This window comes from Bradyrhizobium sp. CSS354 (genome assembly GCF_029051725.1).
Taxonomy (GTDB): domain Bacteria; phylum Pseudomonadota; class Alphaproteobacteria; order Rhizobiales; family Xanthobacteraceae; genus Bradyrhizobium.
The window spans coordinates 176,089-202,876 of sequence record NZ_JAACFU010000006.1 but is presented as its reverse complement, the minus strand read 5'-3'; the positions used below and the strand labels follow the sequence as shown (position 1 = coordinate 202,876).

Annotated in this window: 26 protein-coding genes; 16 read left to right on the top strand and 10 right to left on the bottom strand. The window is 62.8% G+C overall.

Annotated elements, in window-relative coordinates:
• Nucleotides 1–10 precede the first annotated feature (10 nt).
• The 5 genes from GWG67_RS16645 (at nt 11) to cax (ending at nt 5,668) form a co-directional block, all read left to right on the top strand.
• The gene (locus GWG67_RS16645) at nt 11–1,546 is read left to right on the top strand and encodes a sugar ABC transporter ATP-binding protein (RefSeq protein ID WP_275170363.1); all 1,536 of its coding nucleotides are present in this window, start codon (nt 11–13) and stop codon (nt 1,544–1,546) included.
• Nucleotides 1,539–2,579, top strand: a complete 1,041-nt coding sequence (locus tag GWG67_RS16640; RefSeq protein WP_275170362.1) for a ribose ABC transporter permease — start codon at nt 1,539–1,541, stop codon at nt 2,577–2,579. Before GWG67_RS16645 ends, GWG67_RS16640 begins: the two co-directional genes overlap by 8 nt.
• Before the next feature lie 97 nt (nt 2,580–2,676).
• A complete protein-coding gene (locus tag GWG67_RS16635; RefSeq protein ID WP_275170361.1) occupies nt 2,677–3,624 on the top strand; it encodes an ABC transporter substrate-binding protein in 948 nt (315 codons plus the stop codon).
• 344 nt (nt 3,625–3,968) lie between these two features.
• On the top strand, nt 3,969–4,337 hold the full coding sequence (locus GWG67_RS16630) for a hypothetical protein (protein ID WP_275170360.1): 369 nt from the start codon (nt 3,969–3,971) through the stop codon (nt 4,335–4,337).
• 230 nt (nt 4,338–4,567) lie between these two features.
• Entirely contained in the window at nt 4,568–5,668 is a 1,101-nt protein-coding gene (cax, locus tag GWG67_RS16625; RefSeq protein WP_275170359.1) for a calcium/proton exchanger, read from the top strand.
• A 137-nt stretch (nt 5,669–5,805) separates the two neighbouring features.
• Here cax and GWG67_RS16620 read toward each other — a convergent pair whose 3' ends face one another.
• Entirely contained in the window at nt 5,806–7,002 is a 1,197-nt protein-coding gene (locus GWG67_RS16620; RefSeq protein ID WP_275170358.1) for a L,D-transpeptidase, read from the bottom strand.
• 524 nt (nt 7,003–7,526) lie between these two features.
• Here GWG67_RS16620 and GWG67_RS16615 point away from each other — a divergent pair.
• Nucleotides 7,527–8,474 carry a transglycosylase SLT domain-containing protein gene (locus GWG67_RS16615; protein WP_275170357.1) on the top strand — a complete coding sequence of 316 codons (948 nt, stop codon included), beginning with the start codon at nt 7,527–7,529 and terminating at the stop codon, nt 8,472–8,474.
• Between the two features lie 255 nt (nt 8,475–8,729).
• Here the strand turns inward: GWG67_RS16615 and GWG67_RS16610 are convergent, their stop codons facing one another.
• The 3 genes from GWG67_RS16610 to GWG67_RS16600 all read right to left on the bottom strand — a co-directional run bounded on the left by GWG67_RS16610 (nt 8,730) and on the right by GWG67_RS16600 (nt 12,839).
• On the bottom strand, nt 8,730–9,080 hold the full coding sequence (locus tag GWG67_RS16610; protein ID WP_275170356.1) for a hypothetical protein: 351 nt from the start codon (nt 9,078–9,080) through the stop codon (nt 8,730–8,732).
• A 558-nt stretch (nt 9,081–9,638) separates the two neighbouring features.
• Complete coding sequence (locus GWG67_RS16605; protein WP_275170355.1) at nt 9,639–11,258, bottom strand: inorganic phosphate transporter; 1,620 nt, start codon at nt 11,256–11,258, stop codon at nt 9,639–9,641.
• A 69-nt stretch (nt 11,259–11,327) separates the two neighbouring features.
• Nucleotides 11,328–12,839: a CYTH and CHAD domain-containing protein gene (locus GWG67_RS16600; protein WP_275170354.1), complete on the bottom strand. Its 1,512-nt coding sequence runs from the start codon at nt 12,837–12,839 to the stop codon at nt 11,328–11,330.
• Nucleotides 12,840–13,069: 230 nt separating this feature from the next.
• Between GWG67_RS16600 and GWG67_RS16595 the strand changes: the two genes are divergently transcribed.
• Together GWG67_RS16595 and GWG67_RS16590 are read left to right on the top strand one after the other, a co-directional pair.
• Nucleotides 13,070–13,333 carry a hypothetical protein gene (locus GWG67_RS16595; RefSeq protein WP_275170353.1) on the top strand — a complete coding sequence of 88 codons (264 nt, stop codon included), beginning with the start codon at nt 13,070–13,072 and terminating at the stop codon, nt 13,331–13,333.
• Nucleotides 13,330–13,506: a hypothetical protein gene (locus GWG67_RS16590; protein ID WP_275170352.1), complete on the top strand. Its 177-nt coding sequence runs from the start codon at nt 13,330–13,332 to the stop codon at nt 13,504–13,506. Before GWG67_RS16595 ends, GWG67_RS16590 begins: the two co-directional genes overlap by 4 nt.
• Before the next feature lie 52 nt (nt 13,507–13,558).
• Here GWG67_RS16590 and GWG67_RS16585 read toward each other — a convergent pair whose 3' ends face one another.
• Nucleotides 13,559–13,816, bottom strand: coding sequence for an HGGxSTG domain-containing protein (locus tag GWG67_RS16585; protein ID WP_275170673.1), 258 nt, complete (start codon nt 13,814–13,816; stop codon nt 13,559–13,561).
• 29 nt (nt 13,817–13,845) lie between these two features.
• A complete protein-coding gene (locus GWG67_RS16580) occupies nt 13,846–14,448 on the bottom strand; it encodes a hypothetical protein (RefSeq protein ID WP_275170351.1) in 603 nt (200 codons plus the stop codon).
• Between the two features lie 440 nt (nt 14,449–14,888).
• Here GWG67_RS16580 and GWG67_RS16575 point away from each other — a divergent pair, with 440 nt between their 5' ends.
• The 3 genes from GWG67_RS16575 to GWG67_RS16565 all read left to right on the top strand — a co-directional run bounded on the left by GWG67_RS16575 (nt 14,889) and on the right by GWG67_RS16565 (nt 18,334).
• Nucleotides 14,889–15,863 carry a tripartite tricarboxylate transporter substrate binding protein gene (locus tag GWG67_RS16575; protein WP_275170350.1) on the top strand — a complete coding sequence of 325 codons (975 nt, stop codon included), beginning with the start codon at nt 14,889–14,891 and terminating at the stop codon, nt 15,861–15,863.
• 129 nt (nt 15,864–15,992) lie between these two features.
• On the top strand, nt 15,993–17,081 hold the full coding sequence (locus GWG67_RS16570; protein WP_275170672.1) for a mandelate racemase/muconate lactonizing enzyme family protein: 1,089 nt from the start codon (nt 15,993–15,995) through the stop codon (nt 17,079–17,081).
• Nucleotides 17,082–17,185: 104 nt separating this feature from the next.
• A complete protein-coding gene (locus GWG67_RS16565; protein WP_275170349.1) occupies nt 17,186–18,334 on the top strand; it encodes an amidohydrolase in 1,149 nt (382 codons plus the stop codon).
• A 184-nt stretch (nt 18,335–18,518) separates the two neighbouring features.
• Here the strand turns inward: GWG67_RS16565 and GWG67_RS16560 are convergent, their stop codons facing one another.
• Nucleotides 18,519–19,103, bottom strand: coding sequence for a DUF1349 domain-containing protein (locus GWG67_RS16560; RefSeq protein WP_275170670.1), 585 nt, complete (start codon nt 19,101–19,103; stop codon nt 18,519–18,521).
• 320 nt (nt 19,104–19,423) lie between these two features.
• Nucleotides 19,424–19,639, bottom strand: a complete 216-nt coding sequence (locus GWG67_RS16555) for a hypothetical protein (protein ID WP_007607539.1) — start codon at nt 19,637–19,639, stop codon at nt 19,424–19,426.
• Between the two features lie 94 nt (nt 19,640–19,733).
• On the opposite strand from GWG67_RS16555, the gene GWG67_RS16550 reads away from it, so the two are divergent.
• Complete coding sequence (locus GWG67_RS16550) at nt 19,734–20,456, top strand: DUF72 domain-containing protein (RefSeq protein ID WP_275170348.1); 723 nt, start codon at nt 19,734–19,736, stop codon at nt 20,454–20,456.
• A gap of 60 nt (nt 20,457–20,516) precedes the next feature.
• Here GWG67_RS16550 and GWG67_RS16545 read toward each other — a convergent pair whose 3' ends face one another.
• Nucleotides 20,517–21,704: a CaiB/BaiF CoA-transferase family protein gene (locus tag GWG67_RS16545; RefSeq protein ID WP_275170347.1), complete on the bottom strand. Its 1,188-nt coding sequence runs from the start codon at nt 21,702–21,704 to the stop codon at nt 20,517–20,519.
• 166 nt (nt 21,705–21,870) lie between these two features.
• Here GWG67_RS16545 and GWG67_RS16540 point away from each other — a divergent pair, with 166 nt between their 5' ends.
• The gene (locus GWG67_RS16540; protein WP_275170346.1) at nt 21,871–22,758 is read left to right on the top strand and encodes a VOC family protein; all 888 of its coding nucleotides are present in this window, start codon (nt 21,871–21,873) and stop codon (nt 22,756–22,758) included.
• An 84-nt stretch (nt 22,759–22,842) separates the two neighbouring features.
• Here GWG67_RS16540 and GWG67_RS16535 read toward each other — a convergent pair whose 3' ends face one another.
• Entirely contained in the window at nt 22,843–23,649 is an 807-nt protein-coding gene (locus GWG67_RS16535) for an AraC family transcriptional regulator (protein ID WP_275170345.1), read from the bottom strand.
• 18 nt (nt 23,650–23,667) lie between these two features.
• Here GWG67_RS16535 and GWG67_RS16530 point away from each other — a divergent pair, with 18 nt between their 5' ends.
• From GWG67_RS16530 to GWG67_RS16520, 3 genes are all read left to right on the top strand, one after another.
• Nucleotides 23,668–24,477 (top strand): glutathione S-transferase family protein, encoded by an 810-nt coding sequence (locus tag GWG67_RS16530; RefSeq protein WP_275170344.1) that lies wholly within the window; start codon nt 23,668–23,670, stop codon nt 24,475–24,477.
• Nucleotides 24,478–24,533: 56 nt separating this feature from the next.
• A complete protein-coding gene (locus GWG67_RS16525; RefSeq protein ID WP_275170343.1) occupies nt 24,534–24,890 on the top strand; it encodes a putative quinol monooxygenase in 357 nt (118 codons plus the stop codon).
• A gap of 1,647 nt (nt 24,891–26,537) precedes the next feature.
• On the top strand, nt 26,538–26,786 hold the full coding sequence (locus GWG67_RS16520; protein WP_275170342.1) for a hypothetical protein: 249 nt from the start codon (nt 26,538–26,540) through the stop codon (nt 26,784–26,786).
• Nucleotides 26,787–26,788: the final 2 nt, after the last annotated feature.

Below are 26,788 nucleotides of genomic sequence, written 5' to 3'. Positions count from 1 at the left end.
GGGAGGTGTGATGAGCGAGCCCATCCTCGAGATGCGCCGGGTCTCCAAATCATTCTTCAGCATCAAGGCGCTGCGCGACGTCGACCTCACCGTCTACGCGGGCGAGATCCACGCCTTGATGGGCGAGAACGGCGCCGGCAAATCCACCCTGATGAAGATCTTGTCGGGCGCCTACCGGCCGGACCCAGGCAGCGAAATCCGCATCGACGGTCAACCCGTGCAGATCAGCGGCCCGCTCGGCGGCCGCGCGGCCGGCATCGCGATCATCTATCAGGAACTCTCGCTCGCCCCCAATCTGAGCGTTGCGGAGAACATCTATCTCGGTCGCGAGCTCTCCCGCGGCGGCTTGCTGGCGCGCGAGGCGATGCAGGCCGGCGTCGGGCCGATCCTGGCGCGGCTCGGCGCGGATTTTACGCCGCAGACGCAGGTGGCCAATCTCTCGATGGGCCAGCGCCAGCTGGTCGAGATCGCGCGCGCGCTGCACGCCCGCTCCAGGATCCTGATCATGGACGAGCCGACCACCGCGCTGTCGGCCGGTGAGAGCGAAAGGCTGTTCGCGCTGATCCGCCAGCTGCGCGCCGAAGGTCTCGCCATCATCTACATCTCGCATCGCATGGACGAGGTCTACGCGCTCGGCGACCGCGTCACCGTGCTGCGCGACGGCACGCTGGTCGGTTCGCTGGACAAGGGCGACATCCGCGCAGACACAATCGTCCGGATGATGGTGGGACGCGACGTCTCCTCCTTCTACAAGAAGGAGCATGATCCCAGGAACGATCCCAACGCGCGGTCGGGCGCTCCCGTGCTTGCGGCCATCGACATCGCCGACGGCAGGCGCGTCAAGGGATGTTCGCTGACGGTGCATGCGGGCGAGGTCGTCGGCCTTGCCGGCCTGGTCGGCGCCGGCCGCACCGAGCTTGCGCATCTCATCATCGGCGCCGCGCCGATAGTCTCGGGTCATGTCGAGATCGAGGGGCGCGCGGTCTCCATCCGCACGCCCGGTGAGGCGCTGGACGCCGGCATTGCCTATCTCACCGAGGACAGGAAGGCGCTCGGCCTGTTTCTCGACATGTCCTGCCTCGACAACATCAATCTCGCGGTGCTGGGCCGGGATGCGAAATTCGGCGGCATCCTCGATCGCGACAAGGCCCGCGACCGCGCCAAGCGCGCGTTCGCGGGCCTCGGCATCCGCGCTGCCAATGTCGGTGTTCCCGCCGGCGGGCTCTCCGGCGGCAACCAGCAGAAAGTGCTGCTGTCGCGGCTGCTCGCGATCGGCCCGAAAATCTTGATCCTCGACGAGCCGACGCGCGGCGTCGATGTCGGCGCCAAGTCCGAGATCTATTCGATCATCGACAATCTCGCGAAGTCGGGCACCGCGGTTCTCGTCATTTCGTCCGACCTGCCCGAGATCATCGGCATCTGCGACCGTGTCATCGTGATGCGCGCAGGACATATCGCCGGGCAGATCCGGCGCGGCCCGACATCGCCGCTCAGTCAGGAGGAGATCATGGCCCTCGCCACCGGAACGGAGCAGCTCGATGCCTGAGAACGGCGCCTCCTCCAGCACCGCCCCCGTCGCGCCCGGTCTTGCCGCCGCGCAGGAGACGAAGCGGCAGCGGACGCGGATGATCATTCGCGCGGTCGGCATGCTGCCGGTGCTGCTGTTGCTGTGCATCGGCTTTCACGTGCTGTCGGACGGCCGCTTCTTCACCGGCCAGAACATCGGCATCGTGGTGCAGCAGTCCGCGGTCAATACCGTGCTGGCCGCGGGCATGACCTTCGTCATCCTCACGGGCGGCATTGACCTCTCGGTCGGCTCGATCCTGGCGGCGTCGGCGATGGCCGGGCTGATCATCTCCAAATTCCCGGATCTCGGGGTGCTGTGGTTGCCGGCCGCGGTGCTTACCGGCGCCGTCTTCGGCATTCTCAATGGCGGCTTGATTGCGCTGTTGCGCCTGCCGCCCTTCATCGTCACGCTGGGGTCGTTGACGGCCGTGCGCGGCGCCGCGCGCCTGCTCGGCGCCGACACCACGGTGTTCAATCCGTCGATCCCCTATGCCTTCATCGGCAACGGCGCCTTGACCCTCATTCCCGGCGTATTGTCGATTCCCTGGCTTTGGGTGATCGCGTTGCTGGTCATCCTGGTGTCGTGGCTGGTGCTCAAGCGCACCGTGCTCGGGGTCCACATCTACGCGGTCGGCGGCAACGAGAGCGCGGCGCGGCTCGCCGGCATCAATGTCTGGGCCGTGCTGATCTTCGTCTATGGCGTGTCCGGCCTGCTCGCGGGCCTCGGCGGCGCGATGCAGGCGGCGCGCCTATATGCGGCCAATGGCCTGCAGCTCGGCCAGTCCTACGAGCTCGACGCCATCACCGCCGTGATCCTGGGCGGCACCTCCTTTGTCGGCGGCATCGGCTCGATCTGGGGAACGCTGGTCGGCGCGCTGATCATTGCGGTGTTGTCGAACGGCCTGATCCTGATCGGCGTGTCCGACGTCTGGCAATATGTGATCAAGGGTCTGGTGATCATCGGCGCGGTGGCGCTGGACCGTTATCGGCTGCAGGGCTCGGCCCGGACCTGAGATCAAAAAAATGCAGCCGGCGCTGCGCCGTCATGTTCATTCCGTCACGGCAACTGGTCGCCGCGCCGGAGCTTCAAACAGACCAGGGAGGAAGCCAATGTTGAAGTCGATCTCGTTTGCCGGCGCCGCGATGGCGCTCGTCCTGAGCTCCGCGCCATGCTTCGCCAAGGAGCTCAAGTCGATCGGCGTTTCCTTGGGCTCGCTCGGCAATCCTTTCTTCGTCGCGTTGTCGAAGGGCGCCGAGTTCGAGGCCAAGAAGACCAACCCCAACGTCAAGATCACCACCGTCGGCTTCGAATATGATCTCGGCAAGCAGGTCACCCAGATCGACAATTTCATCGCCGCTGGCGTCGACCTGATCCTGCTCAACCCCGGCGATCCCAAGGCGGTCGGACCGGCGATCAAGAAGGCGCAGGCCGCCGGCATCGTCGTCGTTGCCGTCGACACCGCGGCCGAAGGCGCCGACGCCACGGTGACCACCAACAACGTCCAGGCCGGCGAGATCTCCTGCCAGTACATCGTCGACAAGCTCGGCGGCAAGGGCGACGTGATCATCGAGAACGGCCCGCAGGTCTCCGCGGTGATCGATCGCGTCGTCGGCTGCAAGAACGTGTTCGGCAAGAACCCCGGCATCAAGGTCCTGTCCAACGACCAGGACGGCAAGGGCTCGCGCGAAGGCGGCCTCACGGTGGCGCAGGGCTATCTGACCCGCTTCGCCAAAATCGACGCCATCTTCGCCATCAACGATCCTCAGGCGATCGGCACCGACCTTGCGGCGCGCCAGCAGCAGCGCACCGGCATTATCATTACCGCGGTCGATGGTGCACCCGACATCGAAGCAGCCCTCAAGGACCCGCAGTCGCAGCAGATCCAGGCCTCCGCCTCGCAGGACCCGTTCTTCATGGCCCGCCGCGCCGTGCAGGTCGGCGTCAACATTCTCAACGGCCAGAAGCCGGCGTCCACAGTCGAGCTGCTGCCGTCGAAACTCGTGACGCGCGACAATGTCGGCGAGTACAAGGGCTGGACCTCGGACCGCTCGCAGTAGCAGGCGGAAGACGGCCGGTGCCGGGTGCGGCGCTGGTCGGGCTCGCGTGGCGCAGTGTTAGCTGGTCATGCAGCGGTTGACCGGGTCGGCCGCGCTCTCGTTAAGCTCATGATCTTGAGGTCACAGGTTCAATCTCGTCTCTCATCATATGCGCAGGCTTGGACCAGCCGACGTCCGCTTTTCGACACCAAGCGGACCCCTGAGTTTCAATGCAAGAGTTTAGCTTGTGACCCCAAGCGGACCTTGGCCCTCCACGAAACGCGGGATTAACTTGCAGGTGTTTTGAGTGATCGGCACCAAGCCGTAGACGTTCACGCCTTAATATCCTCTAGAAGGAGAACACCATGATCCTTTTTGTGTGGGGCACAATACTCATGGTCACCTTCATTCCGGGCGCCATTGTTGGCTGGCTGGTTGGGAAAATTCCGTGTCCCACAGGGGTGTGCGGAGCATTGTTGGTTGCTGGATCAGCCCTTCTGGGGTTTGCGGCCTCCGAGATAATCGCTCCAAATCAGTCGGCCAGGTTTCATGCAGAAGAATTGCTGATGAACTCCCCACCGATTTTGGTCGCGATGTTGCTCGGACTATGGATCAGCCGCGTAAAAAAGAGGCCTCCGGCTCGCCCGTGGTATCTGCCCCAGAGAAAGCGGAGTAAGGCCATCTCTCGGTTGGGTGACCTCATTTTTCTTCAGGGCGGCTATTGGCCCGTTTGAGACGTGCCCGCCTATTCTGAGAATGTCCGTTCACCGGGGTAGACCGGAAGTCGCCATGATCCGGCTAACCGACGCGAATGACCCAACGACGACATTTCTTCTGCGGGGCTGGCGGACAACGGCCAGCGCGCCTTTCCCGGCCTTCGGGCCCGTGTTGAGCCAGATCAATGCCGATCCCGCGACGAGGCCGAATTTCCGCCGTCGCACTCAGTATGGATAGGGCGCCCGCTATGAAACCCCTGCTCAAGCAAATCCTGCACAGCCCGCTGCTCTGGATGCTGATCTTCGTTCCGGCCGTGCTGGTGGCGGAAGCGGTTGCACCGCATTCCCATACGCTGCTCTTCGTGCTTTCGGTACTCGCCATCGTGCCGCTAGCCGCCCTGCTCAGCCACGCGACCGAAGCGGTCGCCGCCAAGACCGGCGATGCAGTCGGCGGGCTGCTCAATGCGACGCTGGGAAACTTAACGGAGCTGATCATTGCGATCACCGCGCTTCAGGCCGGCCAGTATATGCTCGTGAAAGCGTCGATTGCCGGCGCGATTGTCACCAACGCCCTGTTTATGCTAGGTGCCTGTCTATTGCTCGGCGGCCTGCGCTATCACGTCCAGGAATATAATCGTGCCGGCGCGCGGCTCTACTCCGGTCTCTTGCTGATGGCCACCGTCGCCCTGCTCGCCCCGTCGGCGGTCGCCGACCTCGATCTCGTACAAGGCGACGCGGTCATGCGGAAGCTCAGCGTCGGTCTCGCCATACTGCTCATCATCGCTTACGCGCTCGGCCTGCTGTTCTCACTGAAGACCCACAAGGAATTGTTCGCAAGTGCCGACCATAGCGAGGGTGAGGAACATTGGCCGATTGGCCTTGCGGTCGGCACGCTGCTCGTCGTCACTTTGTTGGTTGCACTAGTGAGTGAGATTTTTGTCGAGTCCGTACAGAAGGCGGCGGAAACGTTTGGAATGAGCCCAGCCTTTGTCGGCTTTATCATCGTCTCAATGGTCGGCGCCGCCGCCGAGTTTGCCGTGGCATTTTCTGCGGCGCGCAAGGACCGCCTCGACATGAGCGTCAGCATCGCGCTCGGCAGCGCTTCCCAGATCGCGCTGTTCGTCGCACCCGCACTGGTGCTGCTCAGCTATGTCGTCGGGCCGTCGCCAATGAGCCTGCAGTTCTGGCCGGGCGCCGTCACCATGGTTATGATTGCGACCGTGACCGCGAGCTTCATTACGAGCAGCGGGCGCTCGGCCTGGTTCGTCGGCGCCCTGCTTATCTTCATCTACGCGGTCTTTGCGCTGACGCTGTACGTGGTCCCGCCAGCGAGCCAGGGGATTGGGTAACGCCAACGCCTCCTTTTCCTCACCATCCGTCGGCGCCGTGCCGTTTGTGAGTGAGTCCGTTGTTGCACAGAATTGCGGTCGGACAATTCCAGCGGGTTGCGCAGCGGCATCGTGTGTTGGTGGGTTGCGCCGCCGCGTCAATGCGTTACCACGATGAAATCCGTGTCTTTTCCCGTCTCCTGGCTAATTCCGTTGTCGGAAACAATCAACGAAGAGGCCGGCGTCAGGAGTTCAGAGATCTTCTCAACCGTATCCCGGGGCATTTCGATACGGTTGAGCGCAGCGTTGGCTTTGTCGGGTAACGGTCCCGGCACGGTTTGCTTCGCGGGCGCATCTCGCCGTTTCGTGGCAGCTTCGGACATACGGGGCAATTCCTCTGGAATCGACACGACGCTCCAGCGAATAGCCGTCCCCTCGTTCTGGAATTCCATTGCGGTAAACACGTGCGTTCCCAGCGGCTCCTCCGGATTTTCGATCTTGACCGGGACATCAAACAACGGCGTGAAACCCTGACGCACGAACAGCTTGCTCAACTTACGACTGACGAAGACGGAGATCGGGACGATCTTCTTAGGCACGCTTGCAGCGGGAGCCGAGCCCGGCTCCTGGAGACTGGCGGCTTCTGGAGTCTCGGCGTTTGACACCAGTGATCCCTGCTTTGCCGCGGCTGCACCGATGCTCTTGGTTGCGGCGGTGGCACTCCGGAATTCGGACGAACCGGACGCGGCTTTCGGTTGAAAAAGCTGCGGATTGGCTATCTCGACCGGCTGGACATCACCATGCGCAATGATCACGCGCGTGCCGCGCTTCGTGAGATGCCAGAGTCGAACGGCAAAATCATTCTTCAAACGAATGCAGCCGTGTGACGCTGGATGCCCGGGCACGACACCGGCGTGCAACGCTATCCCTGACCAGGTGATGCGTTGCATGTAGGGCATGGGGGCGGCGCTATAAATATTTGAACGGTGCCATCGTTCTTTGCTGATGACGCTGAACACGCCGAGGGGCGTCGGATGCCCCTCCATTCCCGTGGACACCGAAGAGCGTGCAATCAGGGCCCCGTTGTCAAAAAGCGAGATCCGTTGGTCTGCGATCGAGATGATGATCTGGAGCGGGCCCTTCGGAAGGGGCTCGGGCCGAACGCTCTTCGCCGTTTCAGAGTTTGTCTGCCGGTGGTGGTGCTTGTCTTTGTACGGAGCGTATTGGCTTCGCCAGAACGTGTGTTGGGGTCCAAGCAGAAATTGAGCGTGTGCGATCCCCGCAGGGAACATGAAAATGGCGAATACAGCGGTTGTTATCGCGCGCTGCATTGCTGGCAATTCCTTAACGAACATCGCCCGGTCCCCGTAGGCGCCATTCCATCGTTTCGAGACGATGCGCGAAGCCGAAGCCTGATGCGTCATCCTGACGGCGCACCAAGCCTCTCCTCCAAATCTGGTCGCAGTGGGTCGAAAATTGGACCGTACTCACAATTGCCGTGGGAGTTGCCGCTGAGACGGGCGCGATTGCTTGTGATCGACGCGTTGCAATCGGGCAACACGTTTTAGAAAAATTGACGAGCGGCCGTTCGCGCCATTGCGCGACCCACATTGAACCCAAGAATGAGCCTCTTCGCATGCTTGGCTTTTCTACACGGCTCCGGTGGAGCCTATGGAGGGACGGCATCATGAACCCGCGGCGATTTACGATAGTGGTGCCGACGTTTTGCGGAACGGTCGTTCTCGCGGGGTGGATCGCTGGCTGGCTGGCTGGCTTCGGTCCGGCCGGCACCGAGAACGCCCGCGCAGTGACAATCCAGGAGCGCGCAGCATCTCTCGCCGCCAACGCGAGGCTCGCGGATGAACCGCAGGCAATCGCAATGGGCAACACCGGACCCGCGAACGCCGCTGTCGCTAGCGCCGAAGTAGCGACGGCCGCTGAGCCCGCGGCGGGGACGGCCACCGACACGACGGCGGCCTCGGATAAATCGGAATCGATCGTCGTGGCCGCGTTGCCCGATCCGTCGCAAACGCTGTCGGCCGATTTACCGCCTGCGCAGGACTCGGTGGACTTGGGCCACCACGATGTCGCCCAGTTGGCGCCGACCACGTGCGGTGCATCCGGCGGTGCCTCCAGCACGGGGCCGCAGGATTTCCGGTATCTCATTTGTTATGTCTGGTCCGAACTGCCGCCTGCCGAGAAGCCGGCTGCGATCGTCTTGCGTTCGTTCAAGGACATCCCGGTCGGAACGCCGGTGGAAGAGATCAAGCGCGCGTCCGACGCTTTCGGTCTGGATTTCGCTTTCATGAAGGCGGTGGCCAAGGTCGAGTCCGGGTTCGACCCCAAGCAACGCACCGGGTCGTATATCGGGTTGTTCCAGCTGAGCAAATACGAGTTCAGAAAATTCGGCTCCGGAGACATTCTTAATCCCCGCAATAATGCCGTTGCGGCGGCCTACAAGGTCATCACGGAAGGCATTCTGTTCCAGTGGGTGACGCACAGGAAGCCGGACTTGAACGATCTTTACCTGATCCATCAGCAGGGCTGGGAAGGCGCCGCGGAGCACCTCAGCCAACCCAATCGCATCGCCTGGAAATCGATGTGCGCCACAAGCGAAGGCAGGGAGAAGGGCGAAAAATGGTGCAGGCGCGCGATCTGGGGCAATACGCTTCCGGCCGTCAAAGAGGCCTGGAAATCCGTGGAGAAGCTGACGTCGGAGGCGTTCGTCGGAATGTGGCGCGAGCGGGTTGCTCATTTCCAATCGAAATACATGGGCACCGCGACCGCCGAAGCCGAGCGGGCGCAGGCACCAGTGAATTCCCGTTGAGTGGTTAGCAGGAGTTGCCGCACCCGCGGGCGAGCGGGGCTTCACCGTCGCTGGTCGCGCGGATGCGCTTTATATCGTCAACGACGCGCTCGGGTCGTTCCTGCTGCTAGCGAGGCGATCGATCAGGTGCCGATGTCTGCTTGTGGCCCGAAGGCGAAGTGTCCGGCACGCCGGCAGCTAGGGCCATAGCGGACATCGAGAATACGCGGGCAGATCGACGCGAATGACCCGAAGCGGAGCACCTTGAAAGTGAAGTCAAATCATGATGCCAGGCATGAAGCATCGGACGCGCGGATGGCCGTCTATGTAATGCCTCCAGACCATTGTACGGCCGAAGCGGTTTGGTTCTGTGACAACCGCACCGTCGGGTACGAGCACCCATTCGCCGTCAATGAGGACGCGGTAACGGCCCCGACTGGACTCCCAATCGGCATCGGACACTATGTATCCATCGGCATCGGTACAGCACTTTCCAAATTCGCTCTGCAAGCTTTCAAACCACGACTTCAGCGGAGAGTGGTCGTATCGGCCATCATCGCGTGCAAGTACCGGCGTCAGTAGCAACGCTGAACCCAGCAACGATACCGCAAGTTTCGCTGGAAACATCTGTTTGCCTCCGCGAGATTCGCCGGCCGATCCGCTGGCTTTGTGCGGCTTAGGCTGGCAACCCGGAAACTAGGTCCGTTGCAACTGCCGCTGACGAGTGACGATCGCTACAATCGCTCGATGCTGTGATGGGACAGATCATTGCCATCGCCCACTGACGTGAGTCCGGCAATTCGAGCGAAGGTTCAAACAGGACAACACTTCAACTAAAGGTCAGTGCAGCTGCTTCTTTGCCCTAGCCTGCCCTTAGCCGATCTCCAGGCTGGTGCAGAGCTTGTCAGCTCATGACGGCGTAGCCGACCAAAGCCCTCACAGACTTCCGTGCTCCGCCGTGCATGAGCGGGATTTGCCGTGCACTGCGGGTGAGAAGACAGCTATTTTGATCTCGCTTCCAGTGCGAGCAACGCAAGGATCAGCGCGCGGGCACCGCCCGCGTCGTTGGTGGCGGCGGTCCCCATCAACCTCCCGTCCCGATCAGTTTTTCGGTGGCGTTACACGATCGGACGGCCCGTGCGCAAATGGCGCGCCGACAGACCATCGTTGCAGATGGCGAACGGGTCAGATCACAGCGTGGAAAATCATGTACAGCAGGCCGGCGATCAGCATGGCCGCGGGCAATGTCAGAACCCATGCCAATACGATGTTCCTGATCGTCCCCGTCTGCAGCCCCGAGCCGTTAGCCGCCATGGTGCCGGCGACGCCGCTGGACAAGATATGCGTGGTCGACACCGGCATGCCGTAAAACTCAGCGCCGAGGATGGTGCCGGCCGCTACCAGCTCGGCCGAAGCACCTTGCGCGTAGGTCAGGTGCTGCTTTCCGATACGCTCGCCGACCGTCACGACGATCCTGCGCCAGCCGACCATGGTGCCGAGGCCAAGCGCGATCGCGACCGAGACCTTGACCCAGGTGGGAATGAAGCGCGTGCCGTCTTCCAGGCTGGTGCGATAGCTTTTCAGGACAGCGGCGTCGCCCGGCTCGAGCTTGGCGCCCGCGTCGGGCAGCAGACGGATGGCGTCGGCCGCCAGGTACATGTCGTTGCGCATGTTGGGCGTCGCCGCCGCCGGAACCCGGCTGATCGATCCGTAGCTCTTCACGCCATTGGCGACCTCGTCGGACAGGCTCGCGAGCGCTGCGAACACGTCCGGCCGGTTCAGGTCCCGGGTCTTGAGCGCGGTCCCAATCAGGCCTCGTGCATCGTTCGGACTGACCTGCTGAGCGCCTTGTGCACGCGCCGCGAACACCGACTTCGCCTTGCTGGTGATGTCGACGAACGCCGGCGTGCTCGAATCCGGCATGGTCCGGTTCAGAGCGTAGGCGGTCGGCGCCACGCCGATCAGGATCAGCATGATGAGGCCCATGCCCTTCTGCCCGTCATTGCCGCCATGCGCAAAGGACACGCCGGTGCAGGTCAGGATCAGGATGCCGCGGATCCACCACGGCGTCTTGCCCTTGGGCTCCTGGTACAGCTTCGGCACGGGAACGACGGCCTTCAGCAACAGCAGCAGCAAGGCCGACAACGCGAAGCCAACGACCGGACTGAACAGCAGCGCCTTGCCCACGCTCATGGCCTGGGTCCAGTCGACCCCCGACGTGGCTTGCCCGGTGGGGGCGAGAAGCTCGTTGGTAAGCCCGACGCCCATGATCGATCCGATCAGGCAGTGCGACGAGCTGTTCGGGATGCCCATCGACCAGGTCGCGAGATTCCAGATGATTGCCGCGATCAGCAGGGCGAAGATCATGGCGTAGCCGGCGGTGCTGCCGACCTGGAGGATCAGGTCGACCGGCAACAGCGTGATCACGCTGTAGGCCACCGCGCCGGTGGAAACCAGCACGCCGAGGAAGTTGAACACGCCCGACCAAATCACCGCGGTCAGCGGCGGCAGACTGTGGGTGTAGATGACGGTTGCGACCGCGTTGGCGGTGTCATGGAAGCCGTTCACGAATTCGAAGCCGAGTGCGATCATGAGGGCAACGCCGAGGAGCAGCAGCGCACTGATCGCGAGCGGCTCGCCGACGCTTTGCGTATCGGTGAAGATGCCGTAGGCAGCATAGCCGATGCCGCTGACGAGGAAGAGCAGGAAGACCGCCACCATGCTGACATGGGGTTTCTTGTGGAGGTCGGGTTTGGCGGCGGCTTGCGCGACCGGACGTGCATCGTTGAGTGCGAGATCGGACATGGGGATTGCTCGGCGGTCAGTCTGTCAGCGATGATCCCGGCGGATCAGGAAATCCATGGGAGCCTCAGCTCAGCCGCTGGGCACGGCGCGCAGCCGGCGCAACCGGTGCAGCTCCTTTGCCGCGTCCTTCATCAGCCCATCGGCGGCCTCGCGTTCCTGGCCGACGATGACCCCCGATGTGAAAGCCTGGGCGCGGCGGTGCGCAGGCGGCGCCGTCAGCGCAGCCTCGGTCGCCAGTTTGCGGTGTGTCATGAAGTCGTTCAGCGATCCCAGGGCCGATTGAATCTGCTTCAGCCGACCGGAAAGAGCTGCAAGCTCCCTCCGGCCGCGATCGCCGTAAAGGCTGCTGAAGAAGTCGGTTGCATAGCGAACCTTCTTGATCTTGATCCGCAGCTTGTGGCGTTGCACCGGATCGAGATCATTCAGTCGCTTGCCTTGCTTCCGCGCCTTCCTGATGCGCCGATCCAGCACCTCCGCGGCGTAGGCGGCGATCGAGCGGTCGTCATCGACGCGAGGCCGTCCGGCTTCGATCCACTCGATCGTATCGATCAGCAGGCGGCGGTAACGCGCCGCCGCGACCGCGTCGCGGGCGCGCTTGAAAGCCGCCATCCTTTGCCTTGAGAACCTCTCGCGGATCGCCCGTGCCCCGCGTGCCGGGACGCCATGCCTGGTGATCGGCTGTATGCTCTCCTTCAGAAACACGTCGATTTCACGCGCAGGCGCCAGTTCGTCGGTGAGCCATTTCAGCTCGGCCTTGATCCGCGCCGTGCTCGCTCGCGGCAGGATGTCGCCGAACAGCGAAATCGCCGCGCGCAGGCGCCGCAGCCCAACGCGCATCTGATGAACGCCCTCGGCATCGAGGTCACGCACCGGATCGGCGTTCGCCGTGATGTGACGCAGCGTCGAATGCGCGATCACGCGGAATGCCTCGTGGGGCGATTGCTCGGGAATGAGTTCGATCGCCTCGGCATGTTGCGCGCCGCCGCCGCTGTCCGCGACGAGCTGGTAACCGCGCTCGGCCTTGGAGCGCAGATCAAGCTCGGCCCCCGTTCGGCGTTCGAGATCGCGCGCGAGGCGGAACAGGTCCGCGACATGTCCGGATTTTAGTTCCAGCTCCAGTTCGGCAACGGGCCGTGACCGCCGCCCGGCGCTGATGCGGCCCCGGTCGACGGCGAGTTCGATCTGGCTCTTTCGTACGCGGCGGGCCTGCGCCATCCGACGGATGTCGGTCTGGAATACCGGCTTCAGCTTGCGGGGAAGTTTCCCCGTCGCAAGGCGCCGGAGCGGTGTATGGCTGGTCTTGGCAAGATCGGGATTTGCGCCGGAGACCTCGTGCTCCCATTCTCCGCGCCTTACGCCGCCCGCGCCGCCTGCTTTGACGGTTTGCACGTAGCGGTCCTCGATCTTGCGAACGCGCAGCGTCAGGCCGTGGCGCCTGAGCTTGTACCTGTTCGTATCGTAGTAGGTCGACACCAGCGTCTGCTCGGATTTGTCGCGGCGCTGGCCCGCCGCGCCGCTCCGCAACACCGACGACAGTTTTTGCGGTGAAATCCGGAATTTCAGTTCCGTTTCTGCATTCATGGCTGGATCTTTCAGTTGCCCATTCAAAGTGGCGCCCCCGCGGGAAGTTCCCATGCTGCGAGGATTTCAACGCGGCCGGCGATTAAGGGCGCCGCAAGTCATGGAAACTTCACGGAACAGGCGCCAGCGTGCTCGATTGAGTAGCAGCACCACGATTGAAGGATGGGCCCGGGCGGATACCGCCGAGAGCCAGGCTTGCCGCAGCGATTGATCGGAGAGCAAATACGTCGATGTCCGGAACAGCGACCACCGTTCGAGAGCTCACGGCCAGGGTGCTTGCCATTGTCCATGCGCATCCTGGCTGCGAGCTCGTGAAGGAGATCGCGATCACGCCGGTTGAGATCACCGGCGCCGGAATGACTTGGCACGCGAATCTCGTCGACAGCGGCGGTGCCGATGCGCAGCGCGCGGCCAGCGTCTTGAGGCAGGCGAGAGATGATCTCGAGCCGATGTTTGAATTGGTTGACGAACCCCCACCGAAAGACGAGCCATGAAAAAGCCCGCGATCCATCCAGATGACTTCCCGGTTGAGACCAGCAAAACGACCGTCAAGACCAACAAGGGCGAACCGCTTGCGGACGCCGAAAGCGAGCCGGTGGCGGAGGAGATCGCCGAGCGTCTCAACGAGCATGCCTATCGCGAGGAGCACGATCGATGGTCGCCGTGACCTCCGGATATCCATGGTCGCGATCGACGCTACGCGCAACAGCCGTCCGCTGTCATTCCACCGACGGACTGGGGCGGCTTAGTTCGTGAAGCAGTTCGCCTGCCTGATCCAGCAGCGTCCGAACGTTGTTCCGCTCCGCGACCGCTTCCCCCGTGAACATCCCATGCTTCCGCGCATTGCGGTTGCCGGGCGGCGCGCCCGTCCTTGCGGCGCCGCCATGCATGCGACATCGACTCTTGCCGCGCATCGCCGGCGCGCAACAGGGGGTACCACTACGAGCCCTTGCGCCGCAGCGGCGGCTCGCTTGCATCGGGCTGGTATTGCGAACGTGATCGCTGCTCATGCGATGGCGCCGTCCTCTACGTCAACGTTCGGCTCCGCGACGATCATGCTCGCATGCTGGGTCACGTTACCCACGATCGCCCTGCCGCCATCCTGCACCGACAAATTCCGGACCGTGATCGCGCGCTCGCCGTTGTTGCGGTGGCGGCTGAGTGCCTCGATCTGGCTTGCGAAGGTGCGGGCCAGCCGGGCCAGTGCGCGTGTGAGGCTCTCCTGCTGCGGAATGTCATCGGTGAGAGCGAGGCGGCAGGCAGAGCGCATCGCTGCGGCGTGAACGGACACCATCTGCACCGCGAGCATGGCCTCGATCGAGTCCTTCGGCGCGATGCTCTTCACCAGCGAGATCAGGAAGGCGAGATTGGCTTCATCGGGTTTCCGTCCGGTCATGCTGGCCTTCACCAATTGCTTGAGAAGACCATGCAGCGCGTCGCGGTCGGCGGCGCCGAGCGCCTCGGCCAGCAGCCGTTCGCCGGCTTGCGGGTCGGCATGGAGGATCGCAATCCCCCGCTTGTAGAGCTTGACGCGCGGACTTGCGGCGCGGCCGCTGCGATCGTTTGCCGCAAGCGGCGGTGTACTGTGGCGTTTCGCAGATGTCGTCATGTGCTGTGTCCTTTGCCCGCGCGGGCGCATTGCGCGCGAGATCGATCGCTCGCTGCGCGCCTGCGGGATTTTCGAGATGTTGATGAGGGGCTTACGCGCAATCGCCGCGCGGCGCCCGTGGTCGGGCGGCGTGGACGCTGGCGATTTGTGCGATGATGGCATTCTGCCGGTGTTTTGCCCGACGAGTCAAACGAAGATTGCGAAGCGCGCAATCCTCGTTCGTGCAAGTCCTTGTCCGCGCAAGTCCTTGTTCTTACAGCTACCGGCTACTGTGCATGGGGTTGTTTTCGCGTTTTTTGTTTCGAAGCGGCTCCGACCTGCCGCGCGACGGAATGCCGGGCTGCAAACGCGATTGCGAAATCCGGCGCGGCCGCTCATCATGATTCCCAAATGCGCCGCGTCATGCAAAAGCGCCTGCGATGCGTCTGGGGAGAGAACCAATGCAAAGAACACTTCGCCTGCTGGCGATCATCGCCGGATTGTGCGCGACGACCGGGGCCCTCGCGCAAAAATATCCGGTGCGGCCGGTCAAGATCATGGTCGGCTTCAGCGCGGGCGGCCCGGTCGACGTCGTCGCGCGCATCGTCGCCGATCGGCTGAGCAACAAGCTCGGGCAAGCCTTCGTGGTCGAGAACCGCGCCGGCGCCAACGGCATGATCGCCGCCGAAGGCGTGGCGCGTGCGGAAGGCGACGGCTACACGATGCTGGCCTGCAACTCCTCCACGATCACGCTCAACAAGACGCTGTTCAAGGATATCCGCTACGATCCGGAAAAAGACTTCGCGCCGCTCACCACCGTCGTGTCGGCGCCGCTCGTGCTGGTGGTCAACCCGGAGAATCCCAAGACGGCCAACATCAAGACCGTCGCCGATCTCGTCGCCGCGGCGAAGGCTGCGCCCGGCGCGCTTGCCTACGGCTCGGGCGGCAACGGCAACCTCGCCCATCTCGCCATGGAGCTGCTGAGCCAGAAGGCCGGCGTCAAGATGATCCACGTGCCCTATCGCGGCGGTGCTGCCTCCGAGGTCGGCATTCTCGCGCAGGAGGTCCTGGCGGTGTTCGATCCCTTGTCCGCCGTGCCGCTGGTGAAGGCCGGCAAGCTGCGCGCGCTCGCGGTATCCTCGGCCGAGCGGCTGCCGGCGCTGCCTGATGTGCCGACCGTTGCGGAAGCCGGCTATCCCGGTTTCGATATCTCGTTCTGGGTCGGCTTCTTCATGCCCAAGGCAACGCCCGCGCCGACGCTCGATATGCTGCACCGGGAGATCGTCGCCGCCGCCAATGATCCGGCGTTACGGGAGCGGCTGGAGACGCAGGGCGTCGTGAATGTGCTCAGTCCGGCTGAGTATGCCGCCAAGATCGCGAAGGAGACCGGGGAACTCGCCGAAGTCGTGGCGGCCGCGAACATCAAGGCGGAGTAGGAGCGCAACTTGCCGGACATGCCCTAGTCGGCCCGAGCGCAGCGAAACCCATCGCTACTTGCGAAGATGACGATGATGGGTTTTGCTGCGCTCTACTCATCCTACAAGAAGAAAATAGAGGGAGGCTGCATGCCGCGCATTTCGACCATCGAGACCGGATTCTGCCGGATCCCCCTTCCCGTCACGCTGTCGGACTCGATGCATGGCGACATGGCGGCATTCGAGCTGATCACTTGCCGGGTGCGCGATGTCGATGGCGCCGAGGGCGTCGGCTATACCTACACGGTGGGCCGCAATGGCGGCGCCGTCGCCGACATCCTCAAGCGCGAGATCCCGCCGCTGGTCGAAGGACGCGAGGCTGATGATACCGAAGCGATCTGGCATCACGTCTGGTGGGGCCTGCATTATGGCGGCCGCGGCGGGCCGGCGGTGCTGGCGCTCTCGGCCCTCGATATCGCGCTGTGGGATTTGAAGGCGCGGCGCGCGAAATTGCCGCTGTATCGATTGCTCGGCGGCTTTGATGCGCGCGTGCCCTGCTACGCCGGCGGCATCGACCTCGATCTCTCCGTCGAGGCGCTGCTGAAGCAGACCGACGGCAATCTCGCCAAGGGCTTTCGCGCCATCAAGATGAAGGCCGGCCGCCCCGATCTCAAATCCGACGTCGCGCGGGTCGCGGCGATGCGACAGCATCTCGGCGACGGCTTTCCGCTGATGGTGGATGCCAACATGAAATGGACGATCGAGGAAGCGATCCGCGCCGCCCGCGCGTTCCAACCCTACGACCTCACCTGGCTCGAGGAACCGATCATTCCCGATGATATCGCGGGCCACACCCGCATCATGCAGGCCGGCGGCGTGCCGATCGCGGCGGGCGAGAATTTGCGTTCGCTGTGGGAGTTCAAGAACTACATCGTCGCCGGCGCGGTGTCCTATCCCGAGCCCGACGTCACCAATTGCGGCGGCGTCTCCGCCTTTATGAAGATCGCGCGGCTGGCGGAGGCGTTCAACCTGCCCGTCACCAGCCATGGCGCGCACGACATCACCGTGCACCTGCTCGCGGCCTGCCCGAACCGGTCGTATCTGGAGGCGCACGGTTTCGGGCTCGACAAATATATCGAGCATCCGCTGGTGCTGCAGGACGGGCTTGCGCTCGCGCCGGACCGGATCGGCCACGGCATCAGCTTCGATTGGGACGGGCTGGCGAAGCTGTCGCCGTAGACGCAACGCGTTGCTGCACGCGAGGCATTCGCTGACGCTTGATGCAAGCTGCGGTTATTCGGCTATGGTGTCGACGCCGACACACAATCCGAGAGAGTCCCGCCTTGACCCCCGAGCTGCACCAGAAACTGACCGCGTGGCGCCGGCATTTGCATGCGTATCCCGAACTGTCCCTCCAGGAGAAAGCCACCGCCGCTTTCGTGCAGGACAAGCTCAACGAACTAGGCATTCCCTTCGTGTCAGGCATCGGCGGTCACGGCATCGTCGCGACCCTGACGCGCGGCCACGCCCAGGGCCGCGTCGGCCTGCGCGCCGACATGGATGCGCTGCCGATCACCGAAGATACAGGGCTGGCTTACGCTTCGCAAAATCCCGGTGTGATGCATGCCTGCGGTCATGACGGGCATACCGCTTCGCTGCTCGGCGCCGCCGCGCTGCTCGCCGCCGATACCAGCTGGAGCGGGACGGTCGATTTCATCTTCCAGCCGGCCGAGGAAGGTTTTGGCGGCTCGCGCGCGATGGTCGCGGCCGGGCTGTTCGAGCGCTTTCCGATGCAGCGGGTGTTCGGCTTTCACAACTGGCCGGGACTTTCCGCCGGCACCATCGCGGTCCATGACGGCGTCGTCATGGCCTCCGGCGGGCGCGTCAGCATCACCATCGACGGCCACGCCGGGCACGCCGGCATGCCGCATCTGACGCGCGATCCCGTGATGGCGGCCGGCCATCTGATCGTGGCGCTGCAATCGATCGTGTCGCGCAGCGTTGATCCGCTCGACACCGCCGTGCTCTCGCTCTGCACGCTCGAAGCCGGCACGGCACGCAACCAAATCGCCGGACGCGTCTCGATCGGCGGCACGCTGCGTTACCATCGTGACGCGGTGAAGGACACCGTCGTGGCGCGGATCGAACAGATCTGCGCCGGGATTGCCACGAGCTTCGGCGTCAAGGTGACGCCCGAGATCGTCATTGGCGTCGGCGTCGTGATCAACACGCCGGCCGAGGCAGATCTCGCGCGCCTCGCCGCGGACAAGGTGCGGGCCGAGTTGCGGCGCGACCTCGCGCCCAGCATGGCCGGTGAGGATTTCGCCCACTTTCTCTCGCGCCGCCCCGGCGCCTTCGTCTGGATCGGCAATGGCGAATTGCGTGACGGCGCCGAGCTGCACGGCCCGCGCTATGATTTCAACGACGCGATCCTGCCGGTAGCGGCGAGCTGGATGGCGGAAGTCGCCAAGGCGGCGCTGGCCTCGAACTAGAGTGTGTATCCATGAATGACACTGCACTTGATGCCCGCCATGCTTCCGACGGGTCAAAGGCGGCGGTCTGCACCGGGCAATGACTTCTGCCCTACCCCGACTCCACACCTGCCGCTGCAATGCGCCAACCGACGGTGATGAGCGACTTCAGACTTCAGCGCCGCCTCCGGCCGCGCCAGCAGCCTCATTCTAGATCGTGAAGGTCCTTGCCGAGCGGCGCCGTCATCCGAAACTCCGAAAAAGCCACTTCCAACCCGGCCCGCTCCGGCGTGCAAGCCATCGGTCCAACAAGATAGGAGGGGTTCTTAGCAAACGGCGCAAGCCTCATGAGAGGCCAAACCTTGCCATCGTTCGAAGCTTGCACACGAAGAACGCCATGAGCAACGGTTACCCGCAATCGGAAATCACGTGCGTCGTGCTCATAGGGTGCCGTTGCCCAGTCCGACCGCCCATCCGTCAATACGCTCGAAAGCATGGCCCGTCCGTCGGCAAATTCGATTCCGGCCTTAAGCCAGCGATTAGCGTCTACGCGCACCATGATGCCGGCTTGATCGTAGAGCGCTTGGAAGTTACCGCGCACCCGCAACTCGGCCGTGAAGGCATCCCCGGCCTTAAACCCGAGAAAATGTCCGTTGTCGCGGATAAAGCCGTAGTGAGTCTCGCGCCAGAAGTCGGTGGCATTGTCAGTGACCACTTCAAGGCTGTTGCCCTTCTCGGTCCATTGTTTCGGCTCATTCAGCCAAATGCCGTCAGATCTGCCAAGGATCATTTTAACCTCGATGCAAACCATGTGATGGTCTCGACGAGCTTTGGGGTTTCGGCCCGACATCGCGATAGCGGCATCCAAGAACTGAACCTGAGCAAATCCAATCCGTCATGCCTCGCTGAACGGGCCTCAACGAGGTGCGCCACTTACTTCGTCGACGGACCAATTTCGAAAGTCGGCGATCAGCCACCGCGGCGGATCATCTTGAGGCCCGACCGTCTTGCCGTGCTTCAAGCGATAACGAACTCGCCGGGTCTTGCGCATTCATCCGGCTAAGCCTGGCTGCCCGTAGTAAGCCCACCGCCCTGCGAACACGGGCCCGCTCAAGAGATCTCGCGCGGCAGCTTCCAGCCGGGCTTCGGCTCGAACGTCTCCTCGACCTGGGCGACGTGATAGCCGGCGGGCAGCAGTCGGCCGCCCTCCTCGTCCGCGACCGGCACGTCGGTCACCAGCCCCTCGATCAAGGCGGCTTCCCACACCTCCTTCTCGGAGGGAAAGGGGTCGCCGATCTGCTTGTTGCCTTCGAACAGCGCGTACATCGGTTCCGGTCCTGCGTTGATCAAGCTCACGAGCAACGTATCGGCCGCACGGACGTTCCCATCCGGCAAATCGCAGCGGATGGACACCTCAAATATGGCGCGCGTTCTGATCGGAACTTCCGGCTGGCATTACGCCTCCTGGCGAGGCCCGTTCTTTCCCGAGGGCGTGACGCTGAAGCAGCAGCTGAGCTACTACGCCGGGCAGTTCGACACCACCGAGCTGAACGGAGTGTTCTACCGCACCCCCACGCCCGAGGCCGTCAAGTCCTGGCGGGCGCAGACCGGCCGCGACTTCGTCTTTGCCTGGAAGGCCTCGAAATTCATCACGCATTGGAAGCGCCTGTCGGACCGTTCGGTGAACAGCCTCGAGCTGCTCGAGGATCGTATCTCACGGCTCGGCGGCAAGGCCGGCCCGATCCTGTTCCAGCTGCCGCCGCAATTCGAGGCCGACGCGGACCGGCTCGCCGGCTTCTTCAAGCTGTTGTCGCGGAAGCGGCGTTACAGTTTCGAATTCCGTCATCCGAGCTGGTATCAGCCGCGCATCTTGCGGATGCTCGCCGACGAGAACATCTCGCTGTGCCTGTCCGATCATCACGACGCGCCCGCGCCATGGAAGCGCACGGCGGATTTCGTCTATGTGCGCGGACACGGGCCAAGCGGTCGCTATCACGGGCACTATACCAAACCCACGCTGGCGCAATGGGCGCGGCGCATCAAGTCCTGGAAGCGGCAGGGCTGCGACGTCTACGTCTATTTCGACAACGACCAGAAGAGCGCGGCGCCGGCCGATGCACAGGCGTTGAAGCAATTGCTGTAGCGCCCGGACAGGGGCCGGCGACGCGCCGTCATGTCGCCGTGCAGGCGCCGTTGTTCATCGCTAGACGATGCCGCCTTGCCGGAGCGCCGCGATCGCGGCGTTGTCGTAGCCGAGCTCGCTCAGGATGAGATCGGTATGCTCGCCGAGGGTGGGCGGGCGCGTCGCGATCTCGCCGGGCGTTTCCGACAGGCGGACGGCGGCGCGCGCCACCGGCGCGGGCTTCGGCAGACCGGGATAGTCGACGTCCTGCATGAAGCCGGCGGCGCGTATGTGCGGATGATCCAGCGCCTGCTGCGGGCTCAGCACTGGGCCGGTCGGAATCATGGCCTTGCCCAGGGTGTCGACGGCCTCCTGCGTGGTGCGCTCGGCGCACCAGCGCGCCATCCGCTCGCTGATGACGGGGCCGTTGTTGCCGCGGCTGATGTCGTCGGCAAAGCGCGGATCGTTCAGCCAGACCTCCTCCTCGCCCATCAGTTTCGCCCAGCGCTTGAAAAGCGGATGCCCCGTGACCTGGCACAGCACCCAGCCGTCCCTGGTGCGGTAGATGTCGGCGGGCGCCGCGGTCTGGCCGAGATTGCCTGTCGGCACCCGATTGACGTTGATGACGGCCTGCTCGATCAGCGTGGCATTGGTGAAGGACAAGGCGGTTGCGAGCAATGCGCCCTCGACGATCTGCCCACGCCCGGATTTGCCGCGCTCGATCAGCGCGGCGAGCGTGCCGAACGCGCAATGCAGCGCGGTCCCGAAGTCGACCCAGTTGACCGCGGCCCGGTAGGGCGGATCGCCGGCGCCCGTCATGTAGACCGAGCCCGACATGACCTGGCCGACGCCGTCGAAGCCGACGCGGTCGGACCATGGCCCCGGCCCGCCGAACGCGGTCGCCGTCGTCAGGATGATGTCCGGCTTGATCGCCTTGAGCGATTCGTAGTCGAGCTTCATCGCGCGCAAGGTCTGCGGCGGCAAATTGGCGACGACCACGTCCGCGGTCGCAATCAGGCGGCGCATCACCTCCTGCCCTTCCGGCTTCATCGGATCGAGCGTGAGGCACTTCTTGTTACGGTTGACCTGAAGGAACAGGGCGCCTTCGCCATTTTCGCCGACCGGCGCCACGAAGCGATCCTCGCTGCCGTCGCGCTTTTCCACGCGAATGACCTCGGCGCCGAATTCCGCCAGCAAGGTCGCGCAATAGGGCCCCGCGATATAGCGCCCGAAGTCGAGAACCCGGACGCCGTCCAGAACCCCTCCCATTGATCTCTTTCCTTTGTGCTTTTTGTCAGCTTACAGGGATTGGCGTTTGCGGCAAGGTCGCGATGGACGCCATGCCCCGCCCCTGAGATGTGGTCCGCGAATCATTTCGACTGGCGGAAAATGTGCTCTAGTATGGATCTGTCCCTCCTCCATCAGAGCCCCGTCCATGCCGCAACAATTCGATCGATCCAAAGAAGATCTCGGCAACGGGATCCATTTCGAGCACGTCAACATCCAGGTCCCGGACCAGCGGCTTGCTACGCTGTTTTATGTCGCAGGCCTTGGGCTCACCCGCGATCCCTTTCTGATGGTGTCCGACACCAACATGTGGATCAACGCCGGACGGAGCCAGTTTCATTTGCCGAGCGGCAGGCCGCAGGTGCTGCGCGGTCATATCGGACTGGTCATCGCGGGCCGCGAGGCGCTGTTGGCGCGATTGGGCTCGGTCGCGAAGAAGCTCGAGGGCACCGCGTTCGCCTTCGCCGAGCACAACGACCATGTCGAGGCGATTTGTCCGTGGGGCAACCGTTTGCGATGCTACGAGCCCGACGCCGCGCGCTTCGGCCGCGTCGCGCTCGGCATTCCCTATGTCGAATTCGACGTGCCGGTAGGATCCGCCGCGCGCATCTGCGCCTTCTATCCCGAGATCATGGGCATGCCATCGGAGCTGTGGAACGGCGACGGCACGGTCGCCGCCGTGAAGACGGGGCGCGACCAGCATCTGTTATTCCGCGAGACCGATCGACCGCAAGGCGACTATGACGGCCACCACGTGCAGATGTACATCACCGATTTCTCCGGCCCCTATCGCAAGCTGCTGGCGCGCGATTTGGTCTCGCGCGAGGACAATCAGTACCAGTACCGCTTCTGCGACATCGTCGATCTCGACAGCGGCAAGCCGCTGTTCACGGTCGAGCACGAGGTGCGCAGCGCCACCCATCCGATGTTCATGCGGCCCATGATCAATCGCAATCCGGCGCTGAACAATCGCAACTACGCATCCGGCCACGATCAATCGCTTTGGGCCATGGGGCCGGATCAGTATGAGGGATAGGGGACCGGAAATCGCCCCTAGGCGGAACAATAGTTTAAAGGCCGTCGCCATCTACAACGCCTGGCCCCGAAGTGCATCCCCTGACTAGAGGACTGGTGCATCAAGGCGGGGCGCTGAAGCGATGGCTTGGCTCAGTCGCGAAGGCTCAATCCCGAACATTTCGCGGAAGCTGGCACTGAAGTGAGCCGAGGAAGAAAAACCTGTTCCGAGCGCGGCATCCGTAAGCCTTGCGCCAGCTTGCATCATTCGTATGGCAGCCCCCATCGAAACCCACATGCGATATCGGCGAAATGGGATCCCGACGTCGCGCTTGAAGACGTGCATGAGACGTGACTCGGACATTTCGAGTTTCTTTGCGATGGACGCCAAGGGCGTCCGGGCGGCAGGCTCGGCGTGAAGTTGTTTAATCAACTCTGCGATCCGACAATCAATCCCGCCCGGCGCGGGGGCGTTGAGGTGCTCAACGAGCTCGCCGCGCGCCTTCTTCCAATCGATCACCCCATCCGATAGCCGAGTGGACAATTCGATCAGCTCATTTTCGATGCTCAGGTGGAATGAGGCTCTTGGTGTTTGTTCGGCTGCAAGCGTTTGCAGGTGCTCCAGGTCGCGGCTGCGCGCATCCACATAAAGGAAAGCAACCCGGCCTCGCCCAATTTGGAAATGATGCAACATATTCGGCGGGATCAACGCAGTCCGGCAACTGCGATAAGCGGAGTTTTGCATCTTCGGATTGCTGGCAACGCCGAATGGTCGATCGACGCCAATTGCCAGCACGGCTACGGCGTTCCGATGAGGGCTCAGCCGAAAACTCGGGCCGACGTAGAAGGCACGTGCTCCCCAGGAAAAGAGCAGCCCGGACGCAGCAGGTTTTTGAAAGCGACTGTTCTCCATGTCGGGCATCATACCTCGATGATCGATTTGACGCTCTATCACAATCTCGCTTCCGCATCGTCGCAGAAGGTCCGCCTGACTTTGGCGGAAAAGAAGCTGGACTTTCAAAGCGTGGAAATATCGCTGGGAGGCGAGCAGCACGCGCCGGGTTACCGTGCCGTCAACCCAGCCGGCGTCGTGCCGACGCTGGTGCACAGGGGCGACCGGATGCTCGAAACGGCCGCCATTCTCGAGTATCTAGATGAGGTGTTTCCATCTCCGCCGTTGAGCCCTTCCGACCCGGTCCTGCGGCAGCGGATGCGCGCTCACATCTGCCGGCTCAATGAAGTCAACCATCCGGCCAATGGTATGATGCACTATGCGATACTCGCGCGGCCGGCTCTTCTCCACTTGCCTTCCGACCGGCTAGAGGCGTTGCTGGCAGCGATGCCCAACGAGCGAGACCGGAAATTGCGCCGAGCGGCCGTGAGCCAGGGCCTAAAGGCAATGGAGTTCGCCGATGCCGTGCGCACTCAAGAGCAGATGCTCGACACACTAGAGCAAATGCTGGGCCGCACCTCGTACCTGATCAACGATGACGTGACCCTGCTCGATCTCACGGCGCTGCCTTACGTCGCCCGGCTCGACCAGATGGGGCTGATTGAGTTGATCACGAACTGTGATCGGCCTCATCTTGCGGCCTGGTACGCGCGCATGAAGCTGCGCCCCTCGTGGGAGGCCAGCTTCGTCTTTCTCGCGGCCGGGCCCTTCAAGGATTGGCCGACGATGGGTCGCGCGGCAATGCCAAGCATCCGGCCGCTGCTGCGCAGACCGCCGAAGAACCATTGAGCCCGCCGACAGCCTCGTGTCGGAAGGCTGTCCTGAAATCAACTATGGAGTTCGGCATGACCGATACCATGATGCCATCAGAGCAGGAACAATCGCCCGCCATTGCTGCTCCGAAAGACGCACGGCCCGTCATTGTGACTCTCGACATGACCGCTCGCAATGCGGAGGCCTTAAAGCAGCACCTGCTGACGGTCATACCATCAGTGACACGGAAGGCCGCGGGGCAACGGTTCAGCTGGTCGACTCAGGATCCGGAAAACGCCGCCCGTTTCACCCTGATCCAGGAATGGGATAGCCTCGCGCAGCAGCAGGGTTACATCGCGTGGCGGACACAAAGGGGTGATCTTACAACTCTTCTGGATATGCTTGAGGCTCCTCCACGCATTGAAATACGAGAAGTCTTCGATCGTTGAGAGGGAACATGCATCCACTCCATCGAGCAAAGGAGACTCGACATTTTCATCTGCAACCCCGGTATCGTCGATGGGGAGGACCTTCGCCGGCTGTTGCCGACCACTGCAAGCTGCAGCCGGCGGGACCTGATCGAACGCCAAAGAAAGGGCAGGATAGACGAGCGTTATCAAGTGGCTGGGGCGGGAGGGTCCCCAGCTAGACGGCAGCCCCGTGGCCTCCACAACTACGTGCCTGAAAAGTCTGAAGAAAATCCGGGCGACACCAAGGTGTGTAGCACCCAAGTGCAGCATCATCAAGGATACGGGTGTCTGCACTCCATTCGGATCGACCGCGATCAACGCTCCTTCTGAAACGCGCTCCGCCAAGTTGGGGCCGCGGAACCAACAGAAGTCGCGCTCAAAGCGCAGGATCTATTTGGTCGTGACCTCCCTCGTCGGCCTCTTTCGGGCTGAACGATGACTTCGCAAGTGTCCGCGGTCGCCATACCAAGCAGGCGGAGCAGTTCGCGGGCCCGGCCGTATGCCGTGCTCTCGGCGTGGCAAGCAGCCTTCAACGCGTCACCACCGGCCAGCGGAGCCCACGACCTAAACAACGCATTGCTCGACGCACCAATACCGCAAAGGATCAAATTCCCGGCGTTAGAAGTCCCGCTCTAGAACCCCAGAGGGCGCAGGGAAGGCCAGATGCCAGCCGTCGGCTGCACGGCACAGCCGGTGAGTGCACCCGCTACCTTGCTTGCCTCACGGTTTGACGGCAAACGTCGGCCCAGCGAGAGCTGAATTTGTTTGGCCTCTCGACAGAGGTATTGAGCGCCGTGCTCATCCGAAAGAATGGCCTTCGGTTCGAAAGCTTGATCGTCCCTGCATGACTATCCCCGCGTCGCGCGCCGGTAACGCCCAGTTCGGAGTCTTGTCACGCACAGATGCGACTTTTGTAACGCGCAGTTCGTTGGAACGGGGCGTTACCTTTTGCAGAACAGGGCGTTACTTTCTTCAAACTGCACGTTTCTTTTCTGGGGTAGTAACGGGGGGCGTCCGCGGCTTTCCCGCCTACACGCTTCGGCACTTGCACACTCACGCCGGCCGGGAACGCGATTTTTCAAGGTTTTCTGCGCGAAGAAAGTGGCGGATAGAATTGGAAAACTGGCGAAGAGGGAGGGATTCAAACCCCCGTTAACTCGCCACACCTTCGCAAATCGCAGTCCGCACCTCGCCTTTCAAGGATTTGAATCTAGGATGGTAACGGGCAAAGCCGGCTCCGGTAACGTCGAAGCCGAAATCGTGTAACGCACAATCCGAGACTCGTAATGTCCCCGATCGTAGGATTCGACGATTTCAGATTGGGCGTTACATTTGCAGACTTGCGCGTTACATTTCTTGGGTAGTAACGGGGGGCGTCGGCAAAAAACCGCCTACTCACCTCCCTACGACACTCTTCCTCCGGACTGGCCTTCACGGGCCCATGGAGGGGGCCCTAGCGTAGGCGAAGGGTCAAGGCGTCACCCCTAGGTTGGGGCGCCTAATTTATTATTAATGACCTGCTAAGGTCGGTCTCAGAACACTGCACGAAAGCGATTGAAAAATTGAACTCGCGTTAAACGGGTCTCAGTAGATTACCCCTCTTTGAAATTGAGTGAGTGTTTTCTAGTGCGTAACGTTGTCCCATTTCCGAAATCCGCTTCCAAACACGCGGTCGAGACCGCTCACCATGCTCGCCGCGCGATCCTTCTGCTCGATCTCTGCCTGCAGCACACCCGTGCGCTGATCCAGGACTGCCCTCCGAGCGACAATAAACACAAACTAGAGCATCAGCTTGAAGAGGCGCGAATGCTACTCGATATGCTGCGAGCTTCGGCGGAGACGATGTTTCCAGACATAGACCTGCATCAGGATTGACA

What these genes read in the sequence shown, in the direction of transcription:
- GWG67_RS16550 (WP_275170348.1), top strand. Translation starts at nt 19,734, where the DNA reads ATGGCGCGCGTTCTGATCGGAACTTCCGGCTGGCATTACGCCTCCTGG.
- GWG67_RS16540 (WP_275170346.1), top strand. Translation starts at nt 21,871, where the DNA reads ATGCCGCAACAATTCGATCGATCCAAAGAAGATCTCGGCAACGGGATC.
- GWG67_RS16645 (WP_275170363.1), top strand. Translation starts at nt 11, where the DNA reads ATGAGCGAGCCCATCCTCGAGATGCGCCGGGTCTCCAAATCATTCTTC.
- GWG67_RS16610 (WP_275170356.1), bottom strand. Translation starts at nt 9,080, where the DNA reads ATGTTTCCAGCGAAACTTGCGGTATCGTTGCTGGGTTCAGCGTTGCTA.
- GWG67_RS16535 (WP_275170345.1), bottom strand. Translation starts at nt 23,649, where the DNA reads ATGGAGAACAGTCGCTTTCAAAAACCTGCTGCGTCCGGGCTGCTCTTT.
- GWG67_RS16620 (WP_275170358.1), bottom strand. Translation starts at nt 7,002, where the DNA reads ATGTTCGTTAAGGAATTGCCAGCAATGCAGCGCGCGATAACAACCGCT.
- GWG67_RS16585 (WP_275170673.1), bottom strand. Translation starts at nt 13,816, where the DNA reads ATGCAAGCGAGCCGCCGCTGCGGCGCAAGGGCTCGTAGTGGTACCCCC.
- cax (WP_275170359.1), top strand. Translation starts at nt 4,568, where the DNA reads ATGAAACCCCTGCTCAAGCAAATCCTGCACAGCCCGCTGCTCTGGATG.
- GWG67_RS16615 (WP_275170357.1), top strand. Translation starts at nt 7,527, where the DNA reads ATGGGCAACACCGGACCCGCGAACGCCGCTGTCGCTAGCGCCGAAGTA.
- GWG67_RS16525 (WP_275170343.1), top strand. Translation starts at nt 24,534, where the DNA reads ATGACCGATACCATGATGCCATCAGAGCAGGAACAATCGCCCGCCATT.
- GWG67_RS16590 (WP_275170352.1), top strand. Translation starts at nt 13,330, where the DNA reads ATGAAAAAGCCCGCGATCCATCCAGATGACTTCCCGGTTGAGACCAGC.
- GWG67_RS16595 (WP_275170353.1), top strand. Translation starts at nt 13,070, where the DNA reads ATGTCCGGAACAGCGACCACCGTTCGAGAGCTCACGGCCAGGGTGCTT.
- GWG67_RS16545 (WP_275170347.1), bottom strand. Translation starts at nt 21,704, where the DNA reads ATGGGAGGGGTTCTGGACGGCGTCCGGGTTCTCGACTTCGGGCGCTAT.
- GWG67_RS16640 (WP_275170362.1), top strand. Translation starts at nt 1,539, where the DNA reads ATGCCTGAGAACGGCGCCTCCTCCAGCACCGCCCCCGTCGCGCCCGGT.
- GWG67_RS16530 (WP_275170344.1), top strand. Translation starts at nt 23,668, where the DNA reads ATGATCGATTTGACGCTCTATCACAATCTCGCTTCCGCATCGTCGCAG.
- GWG67_RS16580 (WP_275170351.1), bottom strand. Translation starts at nt 14,448, where the DNA reads ATGACGACATCTGCGAAACGCCACAGTACACCGCCGCTTGCGGCAAAC.
- GWG67_RS16630 (WP_275170360.1), top strand. Translation starts at nt 3,969, where the DNA reads ATGATCCTTTTTGTGTGGGGCACAATACTCATGGTCACCTTCATTCCG.
- GWG67_RS16560 (WP_275170670.1), bottom strand. Translation starts at nt 19,103, where the DNA reads ATGATCCTTGGCAGATCTGACGGCATTTGGCTGAATGAGCCGAAACAA.
- GWG67_RS16635 (WP_275170361.1), top strand. Translation starts at nt 2,677, where the DNA reads ATGTTGAAGTCGATCTCGTTTGCCGGCGCCGCGATGGCGCTCGTCCTG.
- GWG67_RS16570 (WP_275170672.1), top strand. Translation starts at nt 15,993, where the DNA reads ATGCCGCGCATTTCGACCATCGAGACCGGATTCTGCCGGATCCCCCTT.
- GWG67_RS16575 (WP_275170350.1), top strand. Translation starts at nt 14,889, where the DNA reads ATGCAAAGAACACTTCGCCTGCTGGCGATCATCGCCGGATTGTGCGCG.
- GWG67_RS16600 (WP_275170354.1), bottom strand. Translation starts at nt 12,839, where the DNA reads ATGAATGCAGAAACGGAACTGAAATTCCGGATTTCACCGCAAAAACTG.
- GWG67_RS16555 (WP_007607539.1), bottom strand. Translation starts at nt 19,639, where the DNA reads ATGTACGCGCTGTTCGAAGGCAACAAGCAGATCGGCGACCCCTTTCCC.
- GWG67_RS16605 (WP_275170355.1), bottom strand. Translation starts at nt 11,258, where the DNA reads ATGTCCGATCTCGCACTCAACGATGCACGTCCGGTCGCGCAAGCCGCC.